The organism is Sphingopyxis lindanitolerans (genome assembly GCF_002993885.1).
Taxonomy (GTDB): Bacteria; Pseudomonadota; Alphaproteobacteria; order Sphingomonadales; family Sphingomonadaceae; genus Sphingopyxis; species Sphingopyxis lindanitolerans.
This window is the reverse complement of the sequence record NZ_CM009578.1, coordinates 1,409,707-1,434,467: the sequence shown is the minus strand read 5'-3', so window position 1 is coordinate 1,434,467 and position 24,761 is coordinate 1,409,707. Positions and strand designations below refer to the sequence as shown.

The window sequence follows — 24,761 nt, the reverse complement described above, 5'->3', positions numbered from 1 at the left end:
ACCCACGGCAGCGATGGCCCGAGACCCTATGACCTTGATCCTCTATGGTATTCCCAACTGCGACACGGTGAAAAAGGCGCGCCGCTGGCTCGACGGGCATGGCGTCGCTTATCGGTTCCACGATTATCGCAAGGATGGGCTCGACGCCGGGCAGTTGCAGGGCTGGATCGATGCGCTCGGCTGGGAAAAGCTGCTCAACAAAAGCGGCACCACTTTTCGTAAATTGCCCGACGCGCAGAAGGACGGGCTCGATGCCGCATCGGCCAAGGCGCTGATGCTCGAACAGCCGGCGATGATCCGTCGGCCGCTGGTCGATGCCGATGGCGCGTTCAGCGTGGGGTTTTCGGCCGATGACTGGCAGCAGCGCTTTGCGGCATGAGGGGCTGGCGCGCCGCGCTGATGCTGCTGGCGCTCGGCGGCTGCGACGCTGAGCCGATGGCTGCGCAGCCCACTCTCGACGGCCAGCCGCCGATCGTCATCGCGCATCGCGGCGCGTCGGGCGAGCGGCCCGAGCATACGCTGGCGAGCTACAAGCTCGCGATCGAGCAGGGCGCCGATTTCATCGAACCCGATCTGGTGCTCACCAAGGACGGGGTGCTCGTCGCGCGGCACGAGAATGAGATTTCGGAGACGACCGACGTCGCCGACCATCCCGAATTCGCGGCCCGCAAGACGGTGAAGACGATCGACGGGCAGGCGGTGACCGGCTGGTTTACCGAGGATTTCACCCTCGCCGAACTCCAGATATTGCGCGCGAAGGAGCGGATCCCGCGGCTGCGCGGCACCGTCAACGACGGCAAATATGCGATCCCGACCTTCGCCGAAATCCTCGACCTGCTGGTCGAGGCGAACAAGGGCCGCGACCATCCGGTCGGCGTCTATCCCGAGACCAAGCATCCGGGCTATTTCGCGTCGATCGGCCTGCCGCACGAGGCGCCGCTGCTCGCGATCCTCGATCAATATGGCTATCGCGGCCGCACCGCGCCGGTCTTTATCCAGAGCTTCGAGGTCGGCAATCTCAAGGCGTTGCGCGCGAAAAGCGACCTGCCGTTGATCCAGCTCATGGATGTGAAGGGCGGTCCCGCCGACGATCCGCAATCATGCTATGCGATGATGGCGACCCCGGCGGGGCTGAAGGCGGTGGCCGCCTATGCCGACGGCATCGGGCCGAACAAGGCCATGGTCATCCCGCGCGGCGCGATCGGAACGCTCGGCGAGCCGACGTCGCTGGTTCGCGACGCCCATGCCGCGGGGCTCAAGGTTCATCCCTGGACCTTCCGCCGCGAGAATTATTTTCTGCCGCTCGCCGACAAGGGCGGGCTCAATCCGGCGGGGCACGGCGATCTTGGCGCCGAGATCAAAGCATATCTGAGGACCGGCATCGACGGGTTGTTCAGCGACAACCCGCGCGAAGCGGTGCCGGCGGTGAAAGAAGGAGCATCCCGATGACCGAACGCGCGCTCGGCAAAAGCGGCCTGTCGATCCGGCCTTTCGTGCTCGGCGGCAATGTTTTCGGCATGACCGCCGACCGCGCCGCGAGTTTCGCGATCCTCGACCGCTTCGTCGAACGCGGCGGCGGGATGATCGACACCGCCGACGTCTATTCGGCATGGGTGCCCGGGCACAAGGGCGGCGAGTCCGAAACCATGATGGGCCAGTGGCTGAAGGCGAGCGGCGCGCGCGACAAGGTGCTGGTCGCGACCAAGGTCGGGATGATGCCCGGCGGCCTGAAGCCCGACCGCATCCGCGAGGCGGTGCAGGGCTCGCTCGACCGCCTCGGCGTCGATGTCATCGACCTGTATTTCGCGCACAAGGACGACCCCGATGTGCCGCTGGACGAAATGCTCGGCGCGTTCGGCGAACTGATCGATGCGGGGACGGTGCGGGCGATCGGCGCCTCCAATTACAGCGCGGAGCGGCTGGGCGAAGCGCTGCGCGTCGCGGATGACAAGGGTTTGCCGCGTTTCACCGTGGTGCAGCCCGAACTCAACCTGCTCGACCGGGCGCAATATGAAGGCGCGCTCCAGCGATTGTGCATCGACGAGGGATTGGGGGTCATCACCTATTTCAGCCTCGCGTCGGGCTATTTGTCGGGCAAATATCGCGGCATCGACGATCTGGGCAAAAGCCCGCGCGGCGCGCGCGTCGGCCCCTATATGGAGGGCAATGGCCCCGCGGTGCTGGTGGTGATGGATGGCATCGCGGGCGAAACCGGCGCGACGCTGTCGCAGATCGCGCTCGCCTGGGTCGCGGCGCAGCCCGGCGTCAGTGCGCCGATCGCGAGCGCGACAAGCGTGGAGCAACTCGACGAGATCATGGCGAGCGAACGGCTGACGCTGACCGACGAGCAGCTTGAAGCGCTGACGAAGGCGGGATGAGCCCGATTGCGGACGGTTGCGACTGAGAGAGATGATTTTGGATTGACCCGCTCCGCTCGCAATGACGATTCGAGATAATGTCGTCCTGCTCTAAGTTTTAGGTAGCGGGCTGCGCCGTAAGTCCGCCTCTCTGCAAGCTTTGACATATGCGTTAAGTGTATCGCTGCCGAGTATTGCCCATATCGCGGGAACGTCGGGCGCTTGGAGCGCGGCGTCTATCTTCTCACTTGGCACGCTAGAGAGCGCTTTCACGCCGCACGAGATGTAACCTTTGCGATATTCCTGAGAGAGCCCCTCGCCGCCGTCATTTGCCAATCTCGTCGCAAGCTTCGCGACAGCGGGCTTGTCTGACGAACAAGCCGCCGTCAGGACGACAAACATTGCTATTGTGAACCATCTGATCATTGTGAAATCGCTCTCTATTTAGCCCAAATTTCCTGTAGAATATGGGACGTCCGCTTCCCACCCCACCGCTGCCATCTATCTGGATGCGTCCTGATTGCCATCCCACTGAAACACCGCCTCGAGCGGCTTGCCGAACAGGCGCGCGATGCGGAACGCGACTTCGAGCGACGGCGAATATTTGCCCTGTTCGATCGCCGCGATCGTCTGCCGCGTCACGCCGACGCGGTCGCCAAGCTCGGCCTGCGTCATCTCGCCGGCGAGGAAACGCAGGGTGCGGATGTCGTTGTTGAAGGGGGGCTTAGCCATGCCAGCCCCTCCGATAGCTGGTCAGGATCACCAGATGGTGGACCGCCTCGGCCGTCACCAGCGCGAACAGTCCGATGTTGGCGAGCCGCGCCCCGCTTTCGAGGAAGGGCATCACCACCGCGGCGACGATCGTCCCGATCAGCAGCACATAATAGCCCGCGGCGGCGCCGCGGCGACCGATCGCGCGGTCGCGCTCGTCGGGCCGCGCGCGTTCTTCCTTTGGCGTGCGCGCCGTCAGATAGAGCGAACCGGCGATCACGACGACGAGCTGGGTCAGCGAGATCGCGCCGAACAGCCACAGCATCGCAAACAGCTCGTATCCGGCGGGATGGCCCCCGACGATGAGCCCGAAATAGAGCGTATAGGCGACCAGCATGCTGATCAGCGTCAGCCAGGCGGTCTTTTCGCGAAAGGCCATGGTGCGAATCTCCTCATGTTCGTTATATATGACGTAATGTTAAAAATATCGAACATTGAGTCAAGAAAATTATACAATGATGCGGCCGCGGCGGAGTTCGACCTTTCGCTCGCGATCGGGACGGGCTAGACCCCCGCGCCATGTCCACGCTCCCCAAGACCCTCACCCTCGACACATCCACCAGCCGCGCCAACCCGATGCCGCAGCTGATGAAACGCCTGACGGTGCCGCGCATCCGCCAGCGCAAGGGCGGCGAACCGCTCGTGATGCTCACGGCCTATACCGTGCGCATGGCGCAGCTGCTCGACCCGCATTGCGACATGCTGCTCGTCGGCGATTCGCTCGCGCAGGTGATTTACGGCCTGCCGCACACGGTCGGGGTGACGATGGAGATGATGGCGCTGCACGGCGCCGCGGTGGTGCGCGGCAGCTATCACGCCGCGGTCATCGTCGACATGCCCTTCGGCAGCTATGAGGGCAGCCCGCAGCAGGCGTTCGACAACGCCGCGCGGCTGCTCAAGGAAACCGGCGCCGCGGCGGTGAAGGTCGAGGGCGGCAAGGTGCTGGCGCCGACGATCGAATTCCTGACCCAACGCGGCATTCCGGTGATGGGGCATGTCGGGCTGACGCCGCAGGCGGTGAACATCCTCGGCGGCTATGGCGTGCGCGGCAAGAGCGACGCCGAAGCGCGCTCGATCGTCGAGGATGCGGTCGCGGTCGCGCAGGCCGGCGCCTTTTCGATCGTGATCGAGGGCGTGCTCGAATCGATCGCGATCGAGATCACCGAAAAGGTCGCCTGCCCGACGATCGGCATCGGCGCATCGGCGCAGTGCGACGGCCAGGTGCTGGTGACCGACGACATGCTCGGCATGTTCGAACGGGTGCCCAAATTCGTGAAACGCTATCAGGACATGGCGGGCGTCGTCAGCGGCGCGGTCCAGGATTATGCCGACGAAGTCAGGGCCCGTTCATTCCCGACAAAGGATCAGATCTACGCCGGGTGACGGTCGGCGGTGCGCGCAAGTGAATCGCTTGGCGTTTTCCGGCGCCGTCGCTAAGGAAGCGGCCGGCCAGCCGATATCGTCCGGGGCCAATGGAATGTGATGGAGGTTTGATTGGCGCTGAGCCCGACGAACAGCAACGACGTGTTTTTGCAGGAAGTCGACGAAGCCGTCCGCAAGGACCGGCTGGACAGCATCATGCAGCGCTATGGGCTGTGGATCCTCGGCGGGGCCGTCGCCGCGCTGCTCGCTTTCGGCGGCTATCTCTATTGGGGACACCGGCAGGAAATCGCGCGCGGCGAAAAGGCCGAGGCGCTGATCGCCGCGTTCGACAAGGTGAAGGCGGGGCAGCCGACCGCGGCGACCGCCGACCTCAAGGCGCTCGAAGGCGGGGGCAGCCCCGCCTATCGCGCCGCGGCGCTGATCGAGCAGTCGAACCTCAAGGCGAAGACCGGCGACCTCAAGGCGGCGGCCGCGCTGATCGCGAAGGTCGCGGCCGATCCCAAGCTCGACCAGTCGCTGCGCGACATGGCGCTGATCCGCCAGACCGCGCTCGAATATGACACGCTGAAACCCGACGCCGTCATCGCGCGGCTGAAGCCGATCGTCGATGCCAAGGCTCCGGCGTCGAGCTGGTTCGCGAGCGCCGCCGAACTCAGCGCCGCCGCTTATTACAGCCAGGGAAAATATGATCAGGCCGGCCAGCTTTACGGCCGGATCGCGAAGCTGCCCGACGTCGCCAAGACGCTCCAGTCGCGCGCCGTTCAGATGGCGGGGATGCTGGGCGTCGATGCCGTCGACGATCGCGCGGCGGAAAGCCTGAAGGCGGAAGTGGAGGGTGCGCGCGCCGCCGCAAGCGCAGCCAACGCGGCTCCAGCCGCCGGGGACCAGAAAGGCACGCCGGGGACAGCGGCGGCCGCGAAAAATGAGGAAGCCAGGTAACATGCGGAAACGCCATTATGTGATTTGCGCGGCGCTGCTCGCATTGCCGCTGGCCGGCTGCGGCGTGTTCAAGGGCAACGGTGGGCCCAAGACGCCGACGGTCGGCCAGCGCGTGTCGATCCTGTCGAACGACAACAGCGTCAAGGTCGATCCGGCGATCGCGGCGGTCGCGGTCGTGCTGCCCGAACCGGCGGTCAACGCCGCCTGGGCGCAATCGGGCGGCAATGCGTCGAAATCGATGGGTCACCCCGCGCTCGGCGCGGCGCGAACGAAGCTGTGGGAAGCGCAGGTCGCGGGCAGCACCAAGAAACAGCGCCTCGCGTCGTCGCCGGTGATCGCCGACAACCGCCTGTTCGTCGTCGATACCGACGCGGTCGTCACCGCCTATGCGGCGGATACGGGCACGAAGCTGTGGAGCGTCCCGATCGGCAGCACGGCCAAGGATTATCGCGATTCGCTGTTCGGCGGCGGCGCCGGGGTCGATGGCGATGTCGTCTATGCGACGACCGGATCGGGCGACGTCGCGGCGCTCAACGTCGCCGACGGCAGCATCGTGTGGAAGGCGAAGCCCGCGGGGCCGCTGCGCGGCGCGCCGACGATCGCGTTCGGCGGCGTCTATGTGATCAGCCAGGACAATCAGATTTTCGCGCTCAACCAGGCGAGTGGCGCGGTGCAGTGGCAGGCGACCGCTTCGCTCGAGGCGGGCAGCGTCTTTGGCGCGGCGTCGCCGGCGGCGGGGCAGGGCACGATCGTCGCGGGCTTTTCGTCGGGCGAGGTCCAGGCCTATCGCTACGAGAACGGCCGCGACCTGTGGGAGGATGCGCTCGCGCGCACCTCGATGGCGCTGTCGGTCTCGACGCTGTCGGATGTCGACGCCGATCCGGTGATCGACCGCGGACGTGTCTTCGCGCTTGGCCAGGGCGGCCGCATGGCGAGCTACGAGCTTTTGACCGGCCAGCGTACTTGGGAAATCTCGATCGCGGGCATCTCGACCCCTTATGTGGTTGGCGAGTGGGTCTATGCGATGACCGACGACGGCAAGCTGCTGTGCGTCGCCCGCACCAGCGGCAAGGTGCGCTGGCTTCAGCAGCTCGCACGCTTCCGCGTCGAAACCGAAAAGAAGAAGAAGGATCCGATCCGCTGGACCGGGCCGATTCTGGCCGGCGGGCGGCTGATCGCGGTGAACAGCGAAGGCCATCTCGTCGAATTCTCGCCCACCGACGGCTCGACGCTCGCGACGACCGAGTTCAAGACGTCGCTGTCGCAGGCACCGGTGGTCGCGAACAATATTCTGTATATTTTGGCAGACGACGGAACCATCACGGCCTGGCGCTGACAAGCGTCCGGGCCGGGGCGGCCCGGATAGAAACAGGAAACCAAGCCATGGCGCGATCCGCGACGATCGCCATTGTCGGTCGGCCCAATGTCGGCAAATCGACGCTGTTCAACCGGCTGGTCGGCAAGCGCCTGGCGCTCGTCGACGATCAGCCGGGGGTGACGCGCGACCGGCGCGAGGGCGACGGCAAGCTGCTCGGCCTCGAATTCCTGATCGTCGATACCGCAGGGTTCGAGGATCAGGACGCCGCGACGCTGCCGGGCCGGATGCGCGTCCAGACCGAGAAGGCGGTGCGCGAGGCCGACGCCGCGCTGTTCATGATCGATGCGCGCGCGGGGGTGGTGCCGCTCGACGAGGAAATCGCGCGCTGGCTGCGCAGCGAGGATACGCCGGTCATCCTCTGCGCGAACAAGGCCGAGGGCAAGCAGGGCGAGGCGGGGCTGATGGAGGCCTATAGCCTGGGTTTCGACACGGTGTTCGCGTTCAGCGCCGAGCATGGCGAGGGGCTGGTCGACCTGTTCGACGCGCTGCGCCCGATCGTCGAGCCTTTCATGGAGGCCGCCGAAGACATTGTGGAGGCCGAAGCGGGCGAAGACGAACCGCTCGGCCCGCTCAAGCTCGCGATCGTCGGGCGTCCGAACGCCGGCAAGTCGACGCTCATCAACCGCATGATCGGCGAGGATCGGCTGATCACCGGGCCCGAGGCGGGGATCACGCGCGATTCGATCCGCGTCGATTGGCAATGGGAACAGGATGGCGAGGTCCATCCGATCCAGCTGTTCGACACCGCGGGGATGCGCAAGCGCGCCAAGGTGCAGGACAAGCTCGAGAAATTGTCGGTCGCCGATGCGATGCACGCGGTCGACTTCGCCGAGGTCGTCGTGCTGCTGCTCGACGCGACCAAGGGGCTGGAGGCACAGGATCTGCGCATCGCCGACCGGGTGCTCGACGAAGGGCGCGCGTTGATCGTCGCGCTCAACAAATGGGACGTCGCCGAAGATCCCTCTTCGCTGTTCAACGGCGTGCGCGCGGCGCTCGAGGACGGGCTGTCGCAGATCAAGGGCGTCCCGGTGCTCAGCATTTCGGGCGCGACGGGCAAGGGAATCGACACGCTGGTCCGCGTGGCCTTTGAACAGCGCGCGATCTGGACCAACCGCGTTTCGACCGCGAAGCTCAACCGCTGGTTCGAGCGCGCGGTCGAGGCCAATCCGCCGCCGGCGCCGGGGGGCAAGCGGATCAAGCTGCGCTATATGACGCAGGCGCGCACGCGGCCGCCGACCTTCGTCGTTTTCGGCAGCCGCACCGACGCGCTTCCGGCGAGCTATCAGCGCTATCTGATGAACGGCATGCGCAAGGAACTGGGGTTCCAGGGCGTGCCGATCCGCATCAATTTCCGCAATACGCGCAACCCCTATGACGAATGATCCGGGCGCGGCGTCGGCGGGGCTGGTCGTCGATGCGCGCGGCATGCGCTGCCCATGGCCGGCGCTGCGGCTGGCGCGCGCGATGCGCGGCGCGCGCGACGTCCTGCTGCTTGCCGACGATCCGCAGGCGGGCCGCGAAGTCGCCGCGCTGGCGAGCGAACAGGGCTGGCGACTGACGGGCGAGTCCGGGGCCGCGGGCGAAGGCCGCTGGCGCGTTCGCCGCGACTGACCCGAAATGGGGCGGCTTTCGTCGCGCCCCCCGGCCATCGTAACCTCTTTTTTACCGACTTCGGGCATGGCGGCATCGGGACCACCGACCGATTTGAACACCGAGGGACAGGGCATTGGACGAGATCCTGGTCGATTGGGATGAATTCCGCGCGACCCGCACCCAGTTGGGGGCGGCGTTCGTCCGGATATTGGGCTATTTTCGCGAGGACGGCACCAAGTCGGTCGCCGTGATCGAAGAGGCGATGCGCGCCCGCGATGCGCGCGGCCTTGTCATGCCCGCGCACACGCTGAAGAGCGAAGCGCGCCAATTCGGCGCCGAGCGGCTCGGCGCGCTCGCCGAGGATATCGAGATGTTCGCGCGGCATTGCGTCGAGGCGCAGCTAAGCCCCGAGGAATATCTGCCGCGCGTTGTCACCCTGCGTGCGCTGTTCGAGGAAACCCTCGCGGCGCTCGAGCGCGAGGCGAACCCGCTCGTCCAGCGCAAGCCCGCGAGTTTCGGCCGCGCGGCCGGTTATTAAGTCCTATCCGATTAAAGCCTCTGTTCCCCCGCGCAGGCGGGGGCCCATCTCCCGTCGGTTCAAGATAGCGCCGTCCGGTGATGGACCCCGCCTGCGCGGGGGAACAGGCTTTTCTAACCTGCCTCGTCTTTCCGCATCGGCTGCATCGCGCCGCGCGCGAGGCTGCGCCATAGCCATTCGAACGGCCCATAGCGGAACCGGTCGAGCCACGGTTTCGACCAGAGCAGCATGAGCGCCCACGCGCCGACGACGAACAGATAGAGCGGCGCGCGCCCGATCGCGCCGAACTGGCCCAGCCCATAGCCATAGAAGATCGTCGTCATCACGACGCTCGTGCCCAGATAGTTGGAAAAGGCGGCGCGGCCCGCCGCCGCGACGCGCCCGACCCAGGGCGCGGCGGCGTGGCGCTGGATGAGCAGGACGAGCAGCGCGGCATAGCCGATCGTCATCATCAGCCGTCCCGGCTGCGCCCACGCCAGAAAGACCGTAAGCGACAGCAGATAGTCGAATCCGGCATTTCCCATGAGCCAGCAGAGAAACAACGTCAGCAGCAACCCCGGCGGCAGCCAGCGCCAGGCGGTGCGGCGATAGGCGCGCGGCTCCCACGCCCCGGTCAGGAAGCCGTTGCGGAACAGCGCCATGCCGATCATCATCAGCGGCAGCGTTTCGAGCAGGTTGACGAGCACCATCGCGAAGGGGGCGGCGGCATCGTCGAGCCGATGGTCGAGGATCGGCAGATAGCCACCGCGATACAGCGCCAGTTCGTCCCGCACTTCGGTGTCGATCTTGGCATATTCATCGCGGATCGCTTCGCCCGCCGTGACCCGCGACGGTGCGGCGCCGGGATCGCCCGCCGACGATGCGAGGAAAAGCTGGCCGCCGAACAGCAAGGTCATCAGCAGGACGCCCAGCGTGAACAGCCCCGCCGCCCATCGGATCAGCCGCCGCGCCTCCCAGCCCCGGAACAGGAAGGCGATGCAGCCGACCGCGGCGTAGAGGAACAATATGTCGCCCCACCACAGGAAGAAGAAATGGCAAAGGCCGAAGATCGCGAGCCACGCCATGCGGCGATAATGCACCGATGCGGGGTTTTGCCCCGATTTTTCGGCGCGATCGACGATCAGCAGCAGGCTCGCCCCGAACAGGATCGAGAAGAGCCCGCGCATCTTGCCGTCGACCAACAGGAAGGACAGCGCCCACGCGGCCACATCGGCGGCCGAGTCGCCGCCATAGGCGCGCGGCGAGACATAGGCCATTTCGGGCATGGCAAAGGCGACGATGTTCATCGCCAATATGCCCATCACCGCAAAGCCGCGCAGCGCGTCGAGCGTGACCAGCCTTGCGTTTTCCGTTCTGCCGTCGTCGCCCATGGACCCTCGCTGTATGATGCGTCCGTTACGGTGGCGGGGAGGGGGCGTCCAGCCTGTTAGCGCGGGATCGACTTTGCGTAAAAAGCCGTGTGCTCCCGCGAAGGCGGGAGCCCATCTCCTGACGGTGCCAGTTTTAATCGGCGGGAGATGGGCCCCCGCCTTCGCGGGGACACGCTGGTGTTTCTCCCAAAGTCGGTCACATCCAACCCACTATTGACATATATGTCAGTAATGCTATCTCCTCCCTATCAAATGATTCGCGAGAGAGCCGCCATGACCCCGACCATCTTCTCCCACCCCGACCGCGTCCCCGCGAAGTTCCGCCCGCTGAAGGCGCTGTCGCACTTCCGCAAGCTGATCAAGGACAAGGAAGACACCGAACAGGTGTTTCACATCTTCGAGAATCTGCCGCGCAAGGGCTTCGTCGATGACGCGCGCGCGTTCGTGGAAAGCGAGCGCGGCAAGCGGTTGATGGAAAGCGAGCCCTATCTGCCCGACCTGCTCGACGATCATGACTGGATCGACCAGCTTCCCGAAGGCAGCGTCGGCCACGCCTATGTCACCTTCATGCGCCGCGAAGGCCTGTCGGCCGCGGGTCTGGTGGCCGAGGCCGACAAGATGGGCCGTCCGCAGTTCGACGACCAGGTGCAATGGTATTCGAACCGCCTGCGCGACACGCACGACCTGTTCCACATCCTGACCGGCTATGGCCGCGACGCGCTCGGCGAACAATGCGTGCTCGGCTTCACTTATGGCCAGACCGGCAATTACGGCAATTTCTTCATCGCCTATGCCGGCGGCTATGAACTGAAGCGCGGTGTCAAGGGCGATGCGCCGGTGATGGGCGCGATCCGCCAGGGCCAGCGCCACGGCAAGGTATCGCAGGCGATCATCGAACAGGATATCCGTTCGCTCCTCGCCGAACCGCTCGAAGCGGCGCGCGCGCGCCTCGGCATCGGCAAGCCGACGCTCTACGAAGAAGCGCACCGCACCTATCGCAGCCGCGGCATCGACCCGTACAACTTCCTGGCATCGCAGGCGGTGGCCTGACTTTTAAGATCCTCCCCGTGGCGAAGCCATGGGGAGGGGGACCGCCCGCAGGGTGGTGGAGGGGTTTTACCTCGCAGTGCAAAAGCGGACGATGCCGTCCGCGACGGCGGCGGGGTCGGCCAGAACCTCTCGGGCGGCGATTCGCAATGTTCGTATCCCTTGTGAGGCGAGCCATTGGTCCCGTGCGTCGTCGCGCTCGGGACGATCTCCCATGTCGTGAGCGATGCCGTCGATTTCGATCGCGAGCTTCCATTCCGGCACATAGAAGTCCAGCACATATCGATGGATCGGGTGCTGGCGCCTGAATTTGATATGGCCCGGTTGCTTCCTCAGAATCTGCCACAGCAGCACTTCGGGGAGCGACATCTTACGGCGCAGTCGCCGGGCATGTTTATAGGCGTGATCGCTTGCCGGCACGCTCTACCCCTCCACCACGCCCTTCGGGCGCGGTCCCCCTCCCCAACGCTTCGCGAAGGGGAGGATCTTTCATAACCCAACCGCTGCTGTTCCCGAATAGCCCATGGTCATAGCCGCGTGATCAACGCCTGCGCCGCCGCCGGATTGCGGACCTTCGCGCCCGCGATGAAGAAGAGATAGACGTCGCGGTCGCCCTTGGCCCAGTCGCGCGCGCGGTTGGCCCATCCATCGAGCGCCTTGTCGTCGTAGCCGGTTTCGACATCCTCTTGGGTACGCTGGAGGCGGGCATAGGTGAAATCGGCGGTCTGCTCGTCGATGCACGGAAATTCGTCGCTGTCGGCATAGACGATCGCCATATTCCGCGCGCGCACCATGTCGATGAACGCGGGATCGCGGAAGCTTTCGTCCCGCACCTCAATCGCGTGGCGCAGCGGGAGGCTGTCCTGCGTTTCGGGAAGCAAATCGAGGAAGCCCGCGAAATCGTCGCGGTCGAACTTTTTCGTCGCCATGAACTGCCACAGAATCGGACCGAGCCGGTCGCCGAGCCGCGTCAGCCCCTGCGTCAGGAATTTTTCGATCGACGCCGCGCCGTCGGCCAGTATCTTGCGGTTGGTGGCAAAACGCGACGCCTTGACGCTGAACCGGAAGCCGTCGGGAACCGCCTCCGCCCAATTGGCGAAGGTCTCGGGTTTCTGGCTGCCATAATAGGTGCCGTTGATCTCGATCCCGGTCAGATGCTGACCGGCATATTCGAGTTCGCGTTTTTGCGGATGCCCGGCCGGATAAAAGGGGCCGCGCCACGGCTCATAGGTCCAGCCGCCGATGCCGATATGGATGCTCATGGCCTCGTCACTCCTCGGAAGAGGGTTTCGGCATCGTCCAGTCCGCCACCCGTTGCCGCACCGCCGCGGCGAGTGCGTCCATCGTCGCGACCTGCTCGATGCCATAGCGCGCGGCGGTGATATCGACATTGCCCTTGCGCCAAAAGCCCTCGGGGCAGAGCAGGATCAGCTTTCCGCCGCGTGCATGCAACCCCGTTTCGAGCAGGCTGATCGGGCTTTGCGACCCCGGCGCCAGATACATGACGATGATATCGGCCGATTCGAGCGCCGCCAGTTCCCATTCGACCTGGCGGCGGAATTCGGGCTCTTCCGCGACCGGCTTCCAGTCCGGATTCCAGTCGGGCCGCCGCGGATTGAGGATCACGACGTCGAGATCGCCGAGCGCCTGGGTCAGATCGGCCTGCCAGTCGGCCGCGCGGCCCATGTCGATGCTGCCGCCGAGGAAGATGCGCGGCCGATCATGGTCGGCGGGCCATTGCTGCGGCGATGTCACGACCAGCGGCGCGGCCCACGCCGGCGCCCCGAGCGAGAGCAGGGCGAGGGCGGTCAGCGCACCGCGCATCATGCGAGCGCCGCGTCGGCCCCCATCAAGGTGGGGAAAAAGCCCTCATGCGCTTCGCGAAGTTCGGCGAGCGTCACCTGATGGTCGCTGCCCGGCAATTCGAAGACGATGCGGTCCCTGATCGTGCGGCCGATCGGATCGACCGGCACGTCGGCGCGGCCCGCGGCGTCGAGGAAATCGGCGAGGCAGGTGTCGCAGACGGTGACCAGATACAGCCCCTGATCCTCGCCGAAAAAGCTCTCGGCGATGCCGAAGGGCTGTTCTTCGCTGACCAGTACGCCGATGTTCGATTTGAGCGCCATTTCGGCGAGCGTCACCGCGACGCCGCCGTCCGACACGTCGTGGCACGCGGTGATCCATCCGGCATTGATCGCATGGCGGATGAAATCGCCGGTGCGCTTTTCGCAGCGCAGGTTAACCTCGGGCGGCGGCCCTTCCTCGCGACCGTGGATTTCGCGCAGCCAGATCGACTGGCCGAGATGCCCGGCGCGTTCGCCGACCGCGAGGACGATGTCGCCGGTCTGCTGGAAGCCGATGCCGACCGCCTTGTTCAGATCCTCGATCACGCCGACGCCGCCGATCGCGGGGGTCGGCAGGATCGCGCTGCCGCCGCCGGTTGCCTTCGATTCATTGTAGAGGCTGACGTTGCCCGACACGATCGGATAGTCGAGCGCGCGGCACGCCTGCGCCATGCCGTCGAGACAGCCGACGATCTGGCCCATGATTTCGGGACGTTGCGGGTTGGCGAAATTGAGGCAGTTGGTGATCGCGAGCGGCGTCGCGCCGACCGCGCTGATGTTGCGCCACGTCTCGGCGACCGCCTGCTTGCCGCCCTCGACCGGGTCGGCGTAGCAATAGCGCGGGGTGCAGTCGGTCGTCATCGCGAGCGCGCGGCTGGTGCCGTGGATGCGAACGAGCGCGGCGTCGCCGCCGGTCTGCACCGTGTCGGCGCCGACCTGGCTGTCATATTGTTCCCAGATCCAGCGGCGCGACGCGATGTCGGGGGTGCCCATCAAGGTCTTGAGGTCGGCGGCGACGTCCTTCGTCTCGGGGACGTTCGTCAGTTCGGGCTGCTTCGGGGTCGGGACGTGCGGGCGATCATAGAGCGGCGCGTCGTCGGCGAGCGGGGCGAGCGGGATGTCGCAGACGATCTCGCCATGATGTTCGAGGACCATGCGCCCGGTGTCGGTGACGGTGCCGATGACCGCGAAATCGAGCTCCCATTTGTGGAAAATCGCGGCGGCGAAATCTTCGCGGCCGGGTTTGAGCACCATCAACATGCGTTCCTGCGATTCGGACAGCATCATCTCATACGCCGTCATGCCGGTCTCGCGTTGCGGCACGTCGTCCATCTTGAGGTGGAGGCCGACGCCGCCCTTCGACGCCATTTCGACCGACGAGGAGGTGAGGCCCGCGGCGCCCATGTCCTGAATCGCGACGATCGCGTCCGACGCCATCAGTTCGAGGCACGCCTCGATCAGCAATTTCTCGGTAAAGGGATCGCCGACCTGCACCGTCGGGCGCTTTTCCTCGGCATCCTCGCCGAAGTCGGCCGATGCCATCGTCGCGCCGTGGATGCCGTCGCGGCCGGTTTTCGACCCGACATAGACGATCGGATTGCCGACGCCGCTCGCGGCCGAATAGAAGATCTTGTCCTGTTCGGCGACGCCGACGGTCATCGCATTGACGAGGATATTGCCGTCATAGGCGGTGTGGAAATTGACCTCGCCGCCGACGGTGGGGACGCCGACGCAATTGCCATATCCGCCGATCCCGTGGACGACGCCCGAGATGAGGTGCTTCATCTTCGGATGGTCGGGGCGGCCGAAGCGCAGCGCGTTGAGGTTCGCGACCGGGCGCGCGCCCATCGTGAAGACATCGCGCAAAATGCCGCCGACCCCGGTCGCCGCGCCCTGATAGGGTTCGATATACGACGGGTGGTTGTGGCTCTCCATCTTGAAGATCGCGGCGAGCTTCTTGCCGCCTTCGCCGGTGCCGATGTCGATGACGCCGGCATTCTCGCCGGGGCCGCAGATCACCCACGGCGCCTCGGTCGGCAGTTTCTTGAGGTGAAGGCGCGAGCTTTTATAGCTGCAATGCTCGGACCACATGACCGAGAAGATACCCAGCTCGACAAGGTTCGGCTCGCGACCGAGCGCGGCGAGGACGCGGTCATATTCTTCTGGCGAGAGGCCGTGTTCGGCGACGATCTCGTGGGTGATGACGGAGGCGGGCGCGGGTGCTGTCTGGGTCATGGCGCGCCTTTAGAGCCTCCCCTCCCGAATTGGAAGCACCACTCCTTGCCAGCGAACGCCCCGGCGCGATCACGGTGTTTCCAATTCGGGAGGGGAGGCTCTCTTGCCGCGCGCGCGTTAGGAACAGACCCTTGATGGCTTTTATGGCCGGTAAGGGAGGGTAATCGGCCGCCGGTTCGCGCCCGCCCAACCCGCGGCGGCGGTCAGCACCGCATAGGCGGCGAGCATCGTTGCCGGAATCGCGAGCGAATAGACCGGCTCCTTCGGCCCGAACCAGTCGATCGCCTGGACCAGCGCGAGCAGCCCGGCGAGCAGCCATAGCCGCAGATGGCCCGCGGACGCCCGCGTGCGCCGGGCATAATAGACGAGCGCGCCGCCGATCAGCGCGATTTCGAGCGGCATCGCGACGAGCGGGTGGTTCCACAGCGCTAGCCCGATCTTTGGCGGCGCGCCGAGCAGGGTGAGGTCGGGGATATGGACGATCAGGTCGAGGAACCAGTGCGACACGACGACGATCGCGGCGCCGATCGCCGCTTCGCGTCGCCCGGTGCCGAACCCGACGAGCAGGCCAAAGATCGCGGCCCAGAGCGCGGCGCCGAGCAGGCTGTGCGTATAGGGCATGTGGTAAAGGTCCATCGGGTTCATCGCGCTGATGCCGGGGACGATCCGCATCGCCTCGACCCCTGGGATCAGCAGCGCGGCGAAGCCGATGTCGACGAGTTGCGCCGCGACGAACAGCGTGCCCAGCCCGGCGGCCTGTGGCCGCGTCGCGGCGACCAATGCAGGAGCGAAGTGGCCGATGAACATAAGGCGATGCTATCGCTTTGGGAGAGGAGGTCAAGCTCGACCGCACTTGACCATGGGGGGGCGAAGGGGCCAAAGCAGGCGCATGACGGATACCCCCGCACCCCCGATTTCGGCCCCGATCGCCACCATGTCGTTCGAGGCCGCGATGGGCGAGCTCGAAACCATCGTCCGCCGGCTCGAAAGCGGCGACGTCAGCCTCGAGGAATCGGTCGCGCTCTACGAACGCGGCCATGCGCTCCGCGCCCATTGCGAGGCGCGGCTCGCCGCGGCGCAGGCGCGGATCGAGCAGGTCAGCCTGGGCGCCGACGGCCAGCCGGCGGGAACCACGCCCTTCGGCGAAAGCTGAGCCGGGTGGCCCTCGCCGACGGCGATATCGACCAGGCGGAGCATCTGCTGCACGCCGCGCAGGACGAGGTCGCCGCCGGGATCGACGCGCTGTTCGACCGCCTGCTCGCCGTCCCCGCCGATCCGCGCGCGCGGCTGTACGAGGCGATGCGCCACGCCGCGATCGCCGGCGGCAAGCGGCTGCGCCCGCTGCTGGTGCGCGCCGCGGGCGACCTGTTCCATGTCGACCGCACGATCGGCCTGCGCGTCGGCGCGGCGGTCGAGGCGATGCACGTCTATTCGCTGATCCACGACGATCTGCCGTGCATGGACGACGACGACATGCGCCGTGGCAAGCCGACGGTCCACCGCGCCTATGACGAATCGACCGCGGTGCTCGCGGGCGATTCGCTCCACGCGCTCGCTTTTGAATGGCTGTGCGATCCCGCGACGCACGGCGATCCGTTCGTGCGCGCCGAACTCTGCTGCGAACTGGCGCGCGCCGCGGGGCCGACGGGCATGGCGGGCGGGCAGATGATGGACCTGGTTGCCGAAACCGCCGATTTCGACCTGCCGACCGTCACCCGGCTCCAGCAACTCAAGACGGGCGCGCTGATCGGCTTTTCGGTCGAGGCGGGGGCGATCCTCGCGCGGATACCCGCCGAAGGGCGCCGCCCGCTGCGCGGCTATGCGCGCGACATCGGGCTCGCCTTCCAGATCGCCGACGACATATTGGACGTCGAAGGCGACGAAGCGCTCGCGGGCAAGGCGCTGCACAAGGACGATGCGGCGGGCAAGGCGACCTTCGTTACCTTGATGGGGCTCGACCGCGCGCGCGAACAGGCGCGACTGCTCGTCGATCAGGCGATTGCGCATCTCGCCGGTTTCGGCGATGAGGCGGCGCTGCTGCGCGCGATCGCGCGCTATGTGGTGGAAAGGGACCATTGATGCGGGTGGGGGTTTATCCGGGGACGTTCGATCCGATCACGCTCGGCCATATGGATATCATCCGGCGCGGCGCGAAGCTCGTCGACCGGCTGGTGATCGGCGTGACGACGAACATCACCAAATCGCCGCTGTTCGACGACGACGAACGCATCGCCATGGTAAAGGCCGAGGTCGCGTCGATCGACGGCGACATCCGCGTGGTCGGCTTCAACGCGCTGCTGATGGATTTCGCCGAGCGCGAAGGCGCCAGCGTTATCGTGCGCGGACTGCGCGCGGTCGCCGATTTCGAATATGAATATCAGATGGCGGGGATGAACCAGCAACTCAACGACCGGATCGAGACGGTCTTTCTGATGGCCGACGTCGGCTTGCAGCCGATCGCCTCGCGCCTCGTCAAGGAAATCGCGATCTTCGGCGGCGACATCCACAAGTTCGTGACCCCCGCGGTGCGCGATGCGGTGGTGTCGCGGATCGACGAACGCGGCCTTCGGCAGGGCGACAGCTGATCGCGCCCGTGATCGCAATCATTGAGCGTTCAGCTTTTTCCCGCTAGGTCGCCCCATCGGGGCGCATATTCAGATTCGACAAGAGGCCGATCCAGCATGAAACTTTCCTTCCGCCCCCTGATCCTGACGGCGATGGCGATCGGCCTCGCGGCATCGGCCGCCGCGCAGGACGTGCCCCCGGCGCCCGCGCCGCAGGGCAGCGAAGCGCCGCCGACCCCCGCCCCGGCCGAGCCCGCGCCGCCGGTCGAAACGCCCACGCCCGCGCCCGCCCCGGCATCGGACACTGCCGCGCCCGCGCCCGAAGCGGCTCCCGCCGCCCCCGCGATGACCCCCGACCAATATATCAATAATCCCGAATATATGCTCGACCTCGACCTTTCGACGGGCGGGCGGGTCGTCGTCCAGCTCTATCCCAATGTCGCGCCGAACCATGTCGAGCGGCTGAAGCAGTTGACGCGCGCGGGCTTCTATAACGGGATCAAGTTCCACCGCGTGATCGACGGCTTCATGGCGCAGACGGGCGATCCGACCGCGACCGGGCAGGGCGGCTCGCAGCTTCCGGACATCAAGGCCGAGTTCAACGACACGCCGCATCTGCGCGGCACGCTGTCGATGGCGCGCGCCGAAAGCCCCGACAGCGCCAACAGCCAGTTCTTCATCATGCTCCAGCCGCGCTTCAGCCTCGATCATCGCTACACCGCCTTCGGCCGCGTCGTGTCGGGGATGCAATATGTCGATGCGATCCATAAGGGCGAGCCGCCCGCGGTGATGTCGCGCATCGTCCAGATGTCGGTCGCTGCCGACAACAAGCCGATGCCGCCCGCCTCGGCGCTGGTCGAGGACCAGCCGGCGGCGGCGCCCGCGGTCTCGGTCGACGAGCTCAACGCCCCGATCAAGCAGTAAGCCCGAAAGGACGCGCGAACCCGTCATGCGCGTCGACGCCTTCGATTTCGATCTGCCGTCCGAGCGCATTGCGCTCCGCCCCGCGCGGCCGCGCGATGCGGCGCGGATGCTCGTGGTCGAGGGCGGCTCTATCAGCGACGCCAAAATGAGCGACCGGGGCGTGCGCGATCTCCCGGCGCTGCTGCGCGCGGGTGATTGCCTGGTGTTCAACGACACGCGCGTGATCCCGGCGCAGCTTGAGGGAAAGCGCGGAGACGCAAAAATCGGCGCGACGCTCCACAAGCGTGTCGACCTGCGCCGCTGGCAGGCTTTCGTCCGCAACGCCAAGCGGCTGCGCGTCGGCGAGACGGTCGATTTCGGTTCGGGGGTCGCGGCGCTGGCCGAGCAGCGGCTGGCCGACGGCAGTTTCATCCTCGCCTTTGGCGGCGACGAACCGGTCGAGATATTGCTCGAACGCGCGGGGACGATGCCGTTGCCGCCCTATATCGCGGGCAAGCGCGCGACCGACGACGAAGATCGCGCCGATTATCAGACGATGTTCGCCGACAAGGACGGCGCGGTCGCGGCGCCGACCGCGGCGCTGCATTTCACCCCCGACCTGCTCGCGGCGCTCACCGCGGCGGGCGTCGCCACCGAAATGCTGACCTTGCATGTCGGCGCCGGCACCTTCCTGCCGGTGAAGTCCGACGACACCGCGGACCATGTCATGCACGCCGAATGGGGCCGCATCGATGCCGCGACCGCCGGGCGGCTGAACGCGGTGCGCGCGCGCGGCGGCCGGGTGATCGCGGTCGGCACCACCAGCCTGCGCCTCCTCGAAAGCGCGGCACGCGAAGACGGCCGGATCGCGCCGTTCGAGGGCGACACCGCGATTTTCATCACGCCGGGCTATCGCTTCAGGGCGATCGACGGGCTGATGACCAATTTCCACCTGCCGCGATCGACCCTGTTCATGCTGGTCAGCGCGCTGATGGGGTTGGAAACCATGCAATCGGCCTATGGGCACGCCATAGGGGAAGGCTACCGCTTCTACAGTTACGGGGACGCCAGCCTGTTGCTGCCTTAGGGCAGCACGGTTCCCAGCACCGCCGACAGATCGGCGAGCGCCTGCTCGCCGCTCGTCACCTTGATCGCGTGCATGCCCAGCACGCTTGCGGGTTTGCAGTTGATGCCGAGATCGTCGAGATAGACGCAGTTTTCGGGCGCGACGTCCAGCGCCTCGCACATCATCCGATAGATGGCGGGATCGGGTTTGCGAACCCCGGCCTTGCTCGATTCGACGACATGGTCGAAGCGCGCCATGATCGCGGCGACCTCGGCCGCCATCGCTTCGCTGCGCGCCATGCCCGCGCCCTTTCCCGACGGCACATTGTTGGTGATGCAGCCGATCGTGAACCCCCTGGCCTTCAGCGTGTCGAGCGCGGCGACCATCGCCGGGCGCACCGCGCCCGCCAGCACCGCCAGCACCGCTTCGCCTTCGAGTTCATGCCCCAGCGCGCGGGCTTCGGCGGCGAACAGGCTGTCGAATGCCGCGGCGTCGATCTCGGCCCGCTCGAATTTCGCCCAGGCATTGCCGTCGGGGTCGGCGCTGTTGACGCGGCGGATGAAGTCGCGCGGCAGGCCGCGTTCCTGTTCGAGCCGGTTGAAGGCCTCGAACGGCGAAGCGGTGATGACGCCGCCGAAGTCGAAGATGACATGGGTATAGCGAGACATGGCGCGGCTAGAGCGCAGATTGACGTTAACGTCAACCGGTCTGGTCAGGGTTCGACGACGATCCCCGCCTTGGGATCGGCGCGGCCCGCGAGCATGTCGCGGTAGGCGCCAAGCGCGGCGTCGCCGCCGCGGCGCCGGTCGATGCGCGCGAGGCGCGGCGCGACCTCCATGAAGGCGAGCCAGGCCTCGGCGACCTTCTGCCCGAACGCCGCTCCGCCCCAGCCGGCGATGCGCTTCTGGCTGCGGCCGGGGGCGAAGAAGCCCTGCCGCTCGGGACCGGGAAGCGCCGCTGCACCGGCATCGGCATCCCAATGCGACTTGCCGACGATGATCGAGGCCTTGAGATGGTCCTTGAAATGGCTGTGCACCGCGTGCGTCACCGCGCCATTGCCCGCCATGTCGACGAACGCCGAGCGAACCCCGGCGTCGAGCGTCGCGATATCGTCATAGGCGATCACGCGGTCATAGATGGCCTGTGCGGCGAGCGCCTCGACATGGGCCTGGCTGGTCAGCCCGATCGTTTGCGGGCGCTGCCCTTGCCGCCGTGCGAGCGAAAAGCCGAGGCCGATCGCGGTCTTGCTCGACGCGCTCGCGATCAATATCTGTTCGGCGCCATAATCGCCCTCATCCTCGAACTGGTCGGCGATCAGCCAGCCGGTGAGGAAGAGCGGGCGAAAGACCGGCCAATAATCATGGTCGGCGGTGCGATAGCCCTCCAGCGTCTCGATCCGCTGATAGTGATTGTAGATCGGCGGCAGCGTGGTGCGTCGCGGCGTCGCATCGGTAAAGCCGCCGGGGCCGGCCTTGCCCGCGGTCAGCACCGCCGCGCTCGCCATCGGATAATAGCCATAGAAGCGGTCGCCGGCCGCGATGCCGTCGGCGGCGCTTTCGGTGACGGTCGCGAAACCCCAGACGGGGAGGCGACCCGGCTCGCCCCGCTCGGCGAAGAAATCCCAATAGCCTTGATCCCCCCCATCCTTATCTGCGCCGAACAGGCCCGACGGCTTGCCGAACACGGCATAGGTGATGTTGTTCGCGGTCATCGCATAGCTGTCGAGCGCGACGCGGAGCTGGCCGGGGGCGAGCGGCGGCGCGGGCGCGGCGACCAGCGCCGCCTTTGCGATATCGTCGCGGTCGACGTCGATCGCCCAGGCGTCGGTCATCTTCTTTCTCCTTGTGGCTTGCCGCGCGCGCGGTCTTGGCCGATAGTCTCGCAGATGACGAAGTCCCTGACAATCGCGGTCAAGCGCATCTATGACGCGCCCGAGGCCAAGGATGGCGCGCGCTTCCTCGTCGATCGGCTGTGGCCGCGCGGCGTGTCGAAGGAGAAGGCGGCGCTGACCGCGTGGCTGAAAATCCTGTCGCCGAGCGATGCGATGCGCGAGGAATTCCACCACGCGACCGCGCAGTCGGACGCGGCTTGGGCGGCCTTTCGCAACGAATATTTCGCCGCGCTCGACGCCGGGGGTGACGCCGTCGCGGCGGCGCTGGCCGAACTCGACGCGGCGGCGAAGACCGGGCCGGTGACCTTGCTCTATGCCGCGAAGGACGAAGCGCGAAACAACGCCGTCGCTTTGCGCGAGTGGCTGGAGCGGCGACCGAAATAGCCGCCATCCAGGGTCTCCACCCTCTAAAGGCCGAACAGGCTGTGGCTCGCCTCGAACCGCAGGCCGAGCAGCAGCGCATCGGCGATGGCGCGATCGGCGGAGGGATTGCGGACATAGTGAAGGCTCGGCTGGACCCATAGCCCGTCGCCCAATCGCGCGCGGTAGCTTGCCTCGATCGCCAGTTCCGACGGTCCGGCGCCCGTTGCGGAGCGATGGCTGTCGGCGGTGAAGGCTGCGGCCAGGGCAAAGCCGAATTCGTCCTTGTCGCGGCCGGGAACCCAGCCGCTGAATTTGAGCCCGATGCTGGCGAAACGGTCGAACATGTTGAAGCGGCCGCTTGCGGTGCCGAGCCGCAGAAAGCCATCCAGCCGGCGATCGTCGCGCGCGGCAAGCGGAAAGGCACCGCGTATGTAGGAACCGGCATTGCCCTTGCCCTTACTGTTGCCGATGCCGCCGTCGCCTAGGTCGAAGCGCGCCGTGTAGCGCCAATGGCCGAGCCATAATTTCCCTTCGCCCAGCGGCGCCTGAACCTCTCCGATCATCAGCGCGCCATCGCCGCCGCCGAGCCGGATGGCGGTGCGGCGGGGATGATCGGGGTCGCCGGGAACGCCGTCAAGCAGCGCGGCGCGCAGCACCCAGCCCGGAGCCGGTGCGACGTGCAGGCGCGCGGCGAGCGAGGTGGATGGAAAGATCGAGGGGCCATTGCGCCCGCTCTGCGCGATGTCGGTGCCCATCCCGTGCGCGCTGCCGACGAACAGGTCGGCCGCTTCGATCGAGTCGAACTCCGAATTAAGGTCATAGAGGCCGACGCGCAGCGAGACATGCTGGCCGATTTTCTGGTCGATCCACGCTTCGTAAAGGCGCAAGGCCGAAACGCCGGTCTCGATATTGCTGACCGCCTGGGTGTCCCCGGCGAGGCGGCTGATCGAGCGCCCGTTGTTGTAGAGGCCATAGACATGGATCTGGGCGCCGCCCCAGCCCGCGATACGCTCCATGTCGGCTTCAAACAATATGTCGAGATTGTCGAGATAGCGCGCGCCGCGCCGGATGCCGCCCGCCGCATTGCCCATGACCTCGCCGGTGTAGGTGAGCCGGAGCAGAAGCGGACCCTGGTCCTCGTCCATCTCCTCGGCCGCATGGATATGGCTGTGCGGCGCGGGACCGGCCCGTTCGGGGTGCGTGGCCGCCGCCGGCACGGCGGCAAGCGCGAGGAGCGCGGCCGGGGCGAGCATCAGAAGCTCACCATGAACGCGAGGCGGACGCGGTCGAGCCACCCGGTCGGGGAAGAGGCGCCCGCATAGAGCGGATCGAGCGGCCGGTAATGATACCAGAGCAGGTCGAGCTGTAAATGGCGCGCCGGGACGTGCGACAGGCCCAGTCCGTGCAGCCGGTAGTTGGTCGACAGGTCGATATTGTCGTGGCTGAACGCGGCCAGCACCGCGTCGACCTCGACCTTCGAATATTGATAGGCGATGCGCCAGTCGCCGGGCGTCGATGTCCGCCCCGCCGCCAGTTCGAGGTTGTAGGCCGTGTCGCCAGATACCGCCGCGCCGAGGTTGCGGACATAATCGGCGGTGACGCCGATCGGCCAGCGCGGCGAGAGGCCGCTCCAGCCGAGCGTCACGATGGTTTCGAGCAGATGGAAGTCGGAAAGATAGCGGCCGCCGGACCGAAGATTGCCGCGAAAATCGCCGGCGTCGGCGCCCGCCACCGCGCCGAGCCGATAGTGGTAATAGCTGCCGGTGAGGCCCGCCTTGATGTCCGGCGCAAGCGGTGCGGACAGAGCGATCTGACCGCCGAGCATGTCGCTGTCGCGCGCGACGGCGGCCTCGTCGATCACGAAATAAAGGCCGCGGCCGTCGATGCGCAGCCCGCCGAGGTCGGACCCATAGGCGACCGCGATACCTTGCGGCGACACATCGCCGTCCCAGACCATGTCGGTGCGCTGGACGATCTGCGGGAATTTGCCAGCATAGGCGGTCAAACCGCCGTTGGTGTAGCGGATCCAGGCCTGGTCGAGCGATACGGCCAGATCGTCGACGAAATTGCCGAGCGTCACATCGGCCGAATTGGGGTCGTCGGGATCGCCGGTGGCGATCTGCGTTCCGACCGCGAAATGGTCGCCGACCTTATAGTTTGCCCGCAGCCGCGCGCGAAGCGCGGTGCGCGATCGGTCGCGGCCCGGCACGCTGTTCCATTCCTGGCGAACGCGCACGTCGCCGCTGACTTTCAGGCCGGGGATGCGGGTGTCTTTTGACGGCGCATTGGCGGTCGGAGCGGGTGTGTCGGCCTGCCTGAGCCTTTGGCTTTGCGCGGCGACCATCGCTTCCAGCGCCTGAATCCGCGCCTGCTGGTCGGCGAGCTGGCGTTCGAGCACGCCGATCCTGTCGTCCTCGGCATGCGCCGCGAAGGACGAGCCGAGCGCGGGGACGGCGAGCAGCAGGGCGGATATTCGCATGGTCGCAGCTTTCCGCAGCCAGCTGGTTCGCAAAACATCC

The 24,761-nt window shown here is 66.5% G+C and carries 28 protein-coding genes; 16 read left to right on the top strand and 12 right to left on the bottom strand.

Features of this window, described 5'->3' with window-relative positions; genetic code table 11:
* The first annotated feature begins 28 nt into the window (after window positions 1-28).
* The 3 genes from CVO77_RS06875 to CVO77_RS06865 are packed head-to-tail and all read left to right on the top strand — an operon-like array spanning window position 29 to window position 2,378.
* On the top strand, window positions 29-379 hold the full coding sequence (locus CVO77_RS06875) for an ArsC family reductase (protein ID WP_105998480.1): 351 nt from the start codon (window positions 29-31) through the stop codon (window positions 377-379).
* Window positions 376-1,449 (top strand): glycerophosphodiester phosphodiesterase, encoded by a 1,074-nt coding sequence (locus CVO77_RS06870; protein WP_105998479.1) that lies wholly within the window; start codon window positions 376-378, stop codon window positions 1,447-1,449. Before CVO77_RS06875 ends, CVO77_RS06870 begins: the two co-directional genes overlap by 4 nt.
* The gene (locus CVO77_RS06865; RefSeq protein ID WP_105998478.1) at window positions 1,446-2,378 is read left to right on the top strand and encodes an aldo/keto reductase; all 933 of its coding nucleotides are present in this window, start codon (window positions 1,446-1,448) and stop codon (window positions 2,376-2,378) included. The genes CVO77_RS06870 and CVO77_RS06865 overlap by 4 nt, the downstream gene beginning before the upstream one ends.
* Before the next feature lie 480 nt (window positions 2,379-2,858).
* Here CVO77_RS06865 and CVO77_RS06860 read toward each other — a convergent pair whose 3' ends face one another.
* Together CVO77_RS06860 and CVO77_RS06855 are read right to left on the bottom strand one after the other, a co-directional pair.
* On the bottom strand, window positions 2,859-3,089 hold the full coding sequence (locus tag CVO77_RS06860; protein ID WP_105998477.1) for a helix-turn-helix transcriptional regulator: 231 nt from the start codon (window positions 3,087-3,089) through the stop codon (window positions 2,859-2,861).
* Complete coding sequence (locus CVO77_RS06855) at window positions 3,082-3,507, bottom strand: hypothetical protein (RefSeq protein ID WP_105998476.1); 426 nt, start codon at window positions 3,505-3,507, stop codon at window positions 3,082-3,084. Before CVO77_RS06855 ends, CVO77_RS06860 begins: the two co-directional genes overlap by 8 nt.
* Window positions 3,508-3,647: 140 nt before the next feature.
* Here CVO77_RS06855 and panB point away from each other — a divergent pair, with 140 nt between their 5' ends.
* The 6 genes from panB to CVO77_RS06825 all read left to right on the top strand — a co-directional run bounded on the left by panB (window position 3,648) and on the right by CVO77_RS06825 (window position 8,959).
* On the top strand, window positions 3,648-4,511 hold the full coding sequence (gene panB / locus CVO77_RS06850; RefSeq protein ID WP_105998475.1) for a 3-methyl-2-oxobutanoate hydroxymethyltransferase: 864 nt from the start codon (window positions 3,648-3,650) through the stop codon (window positions 4,509-4,511).
* 111 nt (window positions 4,512-4,622) lie between these two features.
* A complete protein-coding gene (locus tag CVO77_RS06845; RefSeq protein ID WP_192878879.1) occupies window positions 4,623-5,450 on the top strand; it encodes a tetratricopeptide repeat protein in 828 nt (275 codons plus the stop codon).
* Window position 5,451: 1 nt separating this feature from the next.
* Window positions 5,452-6,786 (top strand): outer membrane protein assembly factor BamB family protein, encoded by a 1,335-nt coding sequence (locus tag CVO77_RS06840; protein WP_105998474.1) that lies wholly within the window; start codon window positions 5,452-5,454, stop codon window positions 6,784-6,786.
* A gap of 47 nt (window positions 6,787-6,833) precedes the next feature.
* Window positions 6,834-8,210 carry a ribosome biogenesis GTPase Der gene (gene der / locus CVO77_RS06835; RefSeq protein WP_105998473.1) on the top strand — a complete coding sequence of 459 codons (1,377 nt, stop codon included), beginning with the start codon at window positions 6,834-6,836 and terminating at the stop codon, window positions 8,208-8,210.
* On the top strand, window positions 8,200-8,439 hold the full coding sequence (locus tag CVO77_RS06830) for a sulfurtransferase TusA family protein (RefSeq protein ID WP_105998472.1): 240 nt from the start codon (window positions 8,200-8,202) through the stop codon (window positions 8,437-8,439). Before der ends, CVO77_RS06830 begins: the two co-directional genes overlap by 11 nt.
* A 115-nt stretch (window positions 8,440-8,554) precedes the next feature.
* Window positions 8,555-8,959, top strand: a complete 405-nt coding sequence (locus tag CVO77_RS06825) for an Hpt domain-containing protein (protein WP_192878878.1) — start codon at window positions 8,555-8,557, stop codon at window positions 8,957-8,959.
* Window positions 8,960-9,072: 113 nt separating this feature from the next.
* On the opposite strand, the gene CVO77_RS06820 is transcribed toward CVO77_RS06825, so the two are convergent.
* Window positions 9,073-10,329, bottom strand: a complete 1,257-nt coding sequence (locus tag CVO77_RS06820; RefSeq protein WP_105998471.1) for a DUF418 domain-containing protein — start codon at window positions 10,327-10,329, stop codon at window positions 9,073-9,075.
* 273 nt (window positions 10,330-10,602) lie between these two features.
* Here CVO77_RS06820 and CVO77_RS06815 point away from each other — a divergent pair, with 273 nt between their 5' ends.
* Entirely contained in the window at window positions 10,603-11,379 is a 777-nt protein-coding gene (locus CVO77_RS06815) for a Coq4 family protein (protein WP_105998470.1), read from the top strand.
* Between the two features lie 66 nt (window positions 11,380-11,445).
* On the opposite strand, the gene CVO77_RS06810 is transcribed toward CVO77_RS06815, so the two are convergent.
* The 5 genes from CVO77_RS06810 to CVO77_RS06790 all read right to left on the bottom strand — a co-directional run bounded on the left by CVO77_RS06810 (window position 11,446) and on the right by CVO77_RS06790 (window position 16,262).
* Window positions 11,446-11,796, bottom strand: coding sequence for an endonuclease domain-containing protein (locus tag CVO77_RS06810; protein ID WP_338061535.1), 351 nt, complete (start codon window positions 11,794-11,796; stop codon window positions 11,446-11,448).
* 107 nt (window positions 11,797-11,903) lie between these two features.
* Window positions 11,904-12,638: a DUF72 domain-containing protein gene (locus tag CVO77_RS06805; protein ID WP_105998468.1), complete on the bottom strand. Its 735-nt coding sequence runs from the start codon at window positions 12,636-12,638 to the stop codon at window positions 11,904-11,906.
* A 7-nt stretch (window positions 12,639-12,645) separates the two neighbouring features.
* Complete coding sequence (locus tag CVO77_RS06800) at window positions 12,646-13,203, bottom strand: nucleoside 2-deoxyribosyltransferase domain-containing protein (protein WP_105998467.1); 558 nt, start codon at window positions 13,201-13,203, stop codon at window positions 12,646-12,648.
* Entirely contained in the window at window positions 13,200-15,455 is a 2,256-nt protein-coding gene (purL, locus tag CVO77_RS06795) for a phosphoribosylformylglycinamidine synthase subunit PurL (protein ID WP_105998466.1), read from the bottom strand. The genes CVO77_RS06800 and purL overlap by 4 nt, the downstream gene beginning before the upstream one ends.
* 141 nt (window positions 15,456-15,596) lie before the next feature.
* On the bottom strand, window positions 15,597-16,262 hold the full coding sequence (locus tag CVO77_RS06790) for a hypothetical protein (RefSeq protein WP_105998465.1): 666 nt from the start codon (window positions 16,260-16,262) through the stop codon (window positions 15,597-15,599).
* 82 nt (window positions 16,263-16,344) lie between these two features.
* On the opposite strand from CVO77_RS06790, the gene CVO77_RS06785 reads away from it, so the two are divergent.
* The 5 genes from CVO77_RS06785 (at window position 16,345) to queA (ending at window position 20,009) form a co-directional block, all read left to right on the top strand.
* Window positions 16,345-16,608 carry an exodeoxyribonuclease VII small subunit gene (locus CVO77_RS06785; protein ID WP_192878877.1) on the top strand — a complete coding sequence of 88 codons (264 nt, stop codon included), beginning with the start codon at window positions 16,345-16,347 and terminating at the stop codon, window positions 16,606-16,608.
* A gap of 26 nt (window positions 16,609-16,634) precedes the next feature.
* Complete coding sequence (locus tag CVO77_RS06780) at window positions 16,635-17,534, top strand: polyprenyl synthetase family protein (RefSeq protein ID WP_106000695.1); 900 nt, start codon at window positions 16,635-16,637, stop codon at window positions 17,532-17,534.
* Window positions 17,534-18,040 (top strand): pantetheine-phosphate adenylyltransferase, encoded by a 507-nt coding sequence (coaD, locus tag CVO77_RS06775; protein WP_105998464.1) that lies wholly within the window; start codon window positions 17,534-17,536, stop codon window positions 18,038-18,040. The genes CVO77_RS06780 and coaD overlap by 1 nt, the downstream gene beginning before the upstream one ends.
* Window positions 18,041-18,136: 96 nt before the next feature.
* Window positions 18,137-18,943, top strand: coding sequence for a peptidylprolyl isomerase (locus CVO77_RS06770; protein ID WP_146130832.1), 807 nt, complete (start codon window positions 18,137-18,139; stop codon window positions 18,941-18,943).
* A 25-nt stretch (window positions 18,944-18,968) separates the two neighbouring features.
* Window positions 18,969-20,009 carry a tRNA preQ1(34) S-adenosylmethionine ribosyltransferase-isomerase QueA gene (gene queA / locus CVO77_RS06765; protein ID WP_105998463.1) on the top strand — a complete coding sequence of 347 codons (1,041 nt, stop codon included), beginning with the start codon at window positions 18,969-18,971 and terminating at the stop codon, window positions 20,007-20,009.
* On the opposite strand, the gene CVO77_RS06760 is transcribed toward queA, so the two are convergent.
* Together CVO77_RS06760 and CVO77_RS06755 are read right to left on the bottom strand one after the other, a co-directional pair.
* The gene (locus tag CVO77_RS06760) at window positions 20,006-20,656 is read right to left on the bottom strand and encodes an HAD-IA family hydrolase (protein WP_105998462.1); all 651 of its coding nucleotides are present in this window, start codon (window positions 20,654-20,656) and stop codon (window positions 20,006-20,008) included. The two genes, queA and CVO77_RS06760, sit on opposite strands and share 4 nt — an antisense overlap.
* Window positions 20,657-20,700: 44 nt before the next feature.
* Complete coding sequence (locus tag CVO77_RS06755; RefSeq protein WP_105998461.1) at window positions 20,701-21,819, bottom strand: DUF2855 family protein; 1,119 nt, start codon at window positions 21,817-21,819, stop codon at window positions 20,701-20,703.
* A gap of 54 nt (window positions 21,820-21,873) precedes the next feature.
* On the opposite strand from CVO77_RS06755, the gene CVO77_RS06750 reads away from it, so the two are divergent.
* Complete coding sequence (locus tag CVO77_RS06750) at window positions 21,874-22,263, top strand: DUF488 domain-containing protein (RefSeq protein ID WP_105998460.1); 390 nt, start codon at window positions 21,874-21,876, stop codon at window positions 22,261-22,263.
* Window positions 22,264-22,286: 23 nt separating this feature from the next.
* Here the strand turns inward: CVO77_RS06750 and CVO77_RS06745 are convergent, their stop codons facing one another.
* The gene (locus CVO77_RS06745; protein ID WP_105998459.1) at window positions 22,287-23,495 is read right to left on the bottom strand and encodes a carbohydrate porin; all 1,209 of its coding nucleotides are present in this window, start codon (window positions 23,493-23,495) and stop codon (window positions 22,287-22,289) included.
* Complete coding sequence (locus CVO77_RS06740; RefSeq protein ID WP_105998458.1) at window positions 23,495-24,721, bottom strand: putative porin; 1,227 nt, start codon at window positions 24,719-24,721, stop codon at window positions 23,495-23,497. Before CVO77_RS06740 ends, CVO77_RS06745 begins: the two co-directional genes overlap by 1 nt.
* Between the last annotated feature and the right edge of the window lie 40 nt (window positions 24,722-24,761).

Coding starts and splice junctions, on each gene's coding strand:
- CVO77_RS06745 (WP_105998459.1), bottom strand. CDS start 23,495: ATGCTCGCCCCGGCCGCGCTCCTCGCGCTTGCCGCCGTGCCGGCGGCG.
- queA (WP_105998463.1), top strand. CDS start 18,969: ATGCGCGTCGACGCCTTCGATTTCGATCTGCCGTCCGAGCGCATTGCG.
- CVO77_RS06830 (WP_105998472.1), top strand. CDS start 8,200: ATGACGAATGATCCGGGCGCGGCGTCGGCGGGGCTGGTCGTCGATGCG.
- CVO77_RS06860 (WP_105998477.1), bottom strand. CDS start 3,089: ATGGCTAAGCCCCCCTTCAACAACGACATCCGCACCCTGCGTTTCCTC.
- CVO77_RS06820 (WP_105998471.1), bottom strand. CDS start 10,329: ATGGGCGACGACGGCAGAACGGAAAACGCAAGGCTGGTCACGCTCGAC.
- CVO77_RS06760 (WP_105998462.1), bottom strand. CDS start 20,656: ATGTCTCGCTATACCCATGTCATCTTCGACTTCGGCGGCGTCATCACC.
- CVO77_RS06740 (WP_105998458.1), bottom strand. CDS start 24,721: ATGCGAATATCCGCCCTGCTGCTCGCCGTCCCCGCGCTCGGCTCGTCC.
- CVO77_RS06755 (WP_105998461.1), bottom strand. CDS start 21,819: ATGACCGACGCCTGGGCGATCGACGTCGACCGCGACGATATCGCAAAG.
- coaD (WP_105998464.1), top strand. CDS start 17,534: ATGCGGGTGGGGGTTTATCCGGGGACGTTCGATCCGATCACGCTCGGC.
- CVO77_RS06875 (WP_105998480.1), top strand. CDS start 29: ATGACCTTGATCCTCTATGGTATTCCCAACTGCGACACGGTGAAAAAG.
- der (WP_105998473.1), top strand. CDS start 6,834: ATGGCGCGATCCGCGACGATCGCCATTGTCGGTCGGCCCAATGTCGGC.
- CVO77_RS06800 (WP_105998467.1), bottom strand. CDS start 13,203: ATGATGCGCGGTGCGCTGACCGCCCTCGCCCTGCTCTCGCTCGGGGCG.
- CVO77_RS06840 (WP_105998474.1), top strand. CDS start 5,452: ATGCGGAAACGCCATTATGTGATTTGCGCGGCGCTGCTCGCATTGCCG.
- purL (WP_105998466.1), bottom strand. CDS start 15,455: ATGACCCAGACAGCACCCGCGCCCGCCTCCGTCATCACCCACGAGATC.
- CVO77_RS06750 (WP_105998460.1), top strand. CDS start 21,874: ATGACGAAGTCCCTGACAATCGCGGTCAAGCGCATCTATGACGCGCCC.
- panB (WP_105998475.1), top strand. CDS start 3,648: ATGTCCACGCTCCCCAAGACCCTCACCCTCGACACATCCACCAGCCGC.
- CVO77_RS06865 (WP_105998478.1), top strand. CDS start 1,446: ATGACCGAACGCGCGCTCGGCAAAAGCGGCCTGTCGATCCGGCCTTTC.
- CVO77_RS06790 (WP_105998465.1), bottom strand. CDS start 16,262: ATGTTCATCGGCCACTTCGCTCCTGCATTGGTCGCCGCGACGCGGCCA.
- CVO77_RS06815 (WP_105998470.1), top strand. CDS start 10,603: ATGACCCCGACCATCTTCTCCCACCCCGACCGCGTCCCCGCGAAGTTC.
- CVO77_RS06770 (WP_146130832.1), top strand. CDS start 18,137: ATGAAACTTTCCTTCCGCCCCCTGATCCTGACGGCGATGGCGATCGGC.
- CVO77_RS06805 (WP_105998468.1), bottom strand. CDS start 12,638: ATGAGCATCCATATCGGCATCGGCGGCTGGACCTATGAGCCGTGGCGC.
- CVO77_RS06870 (WP_105998479.1), top strand. CDS start 376: ATGAGGGGCTGGCGCGCCGCGCTGATGCTGCTGGCGCTCGGCGGCTGC.
- CVO77_RS06855 (WP_105998476.1), bottom strand. CDS start 3,507: ATGGCCTTTCGCGAAAAGACCGCCTGGCTGACGCTGATCAGCATGCTG.
- CVO77_RS06785 (WP_192878877.1), top strand. CDS start 16,345: ATGACGGATACCCCCGCACCCCCGATTTCGGCCCCGATCGCCACCATG.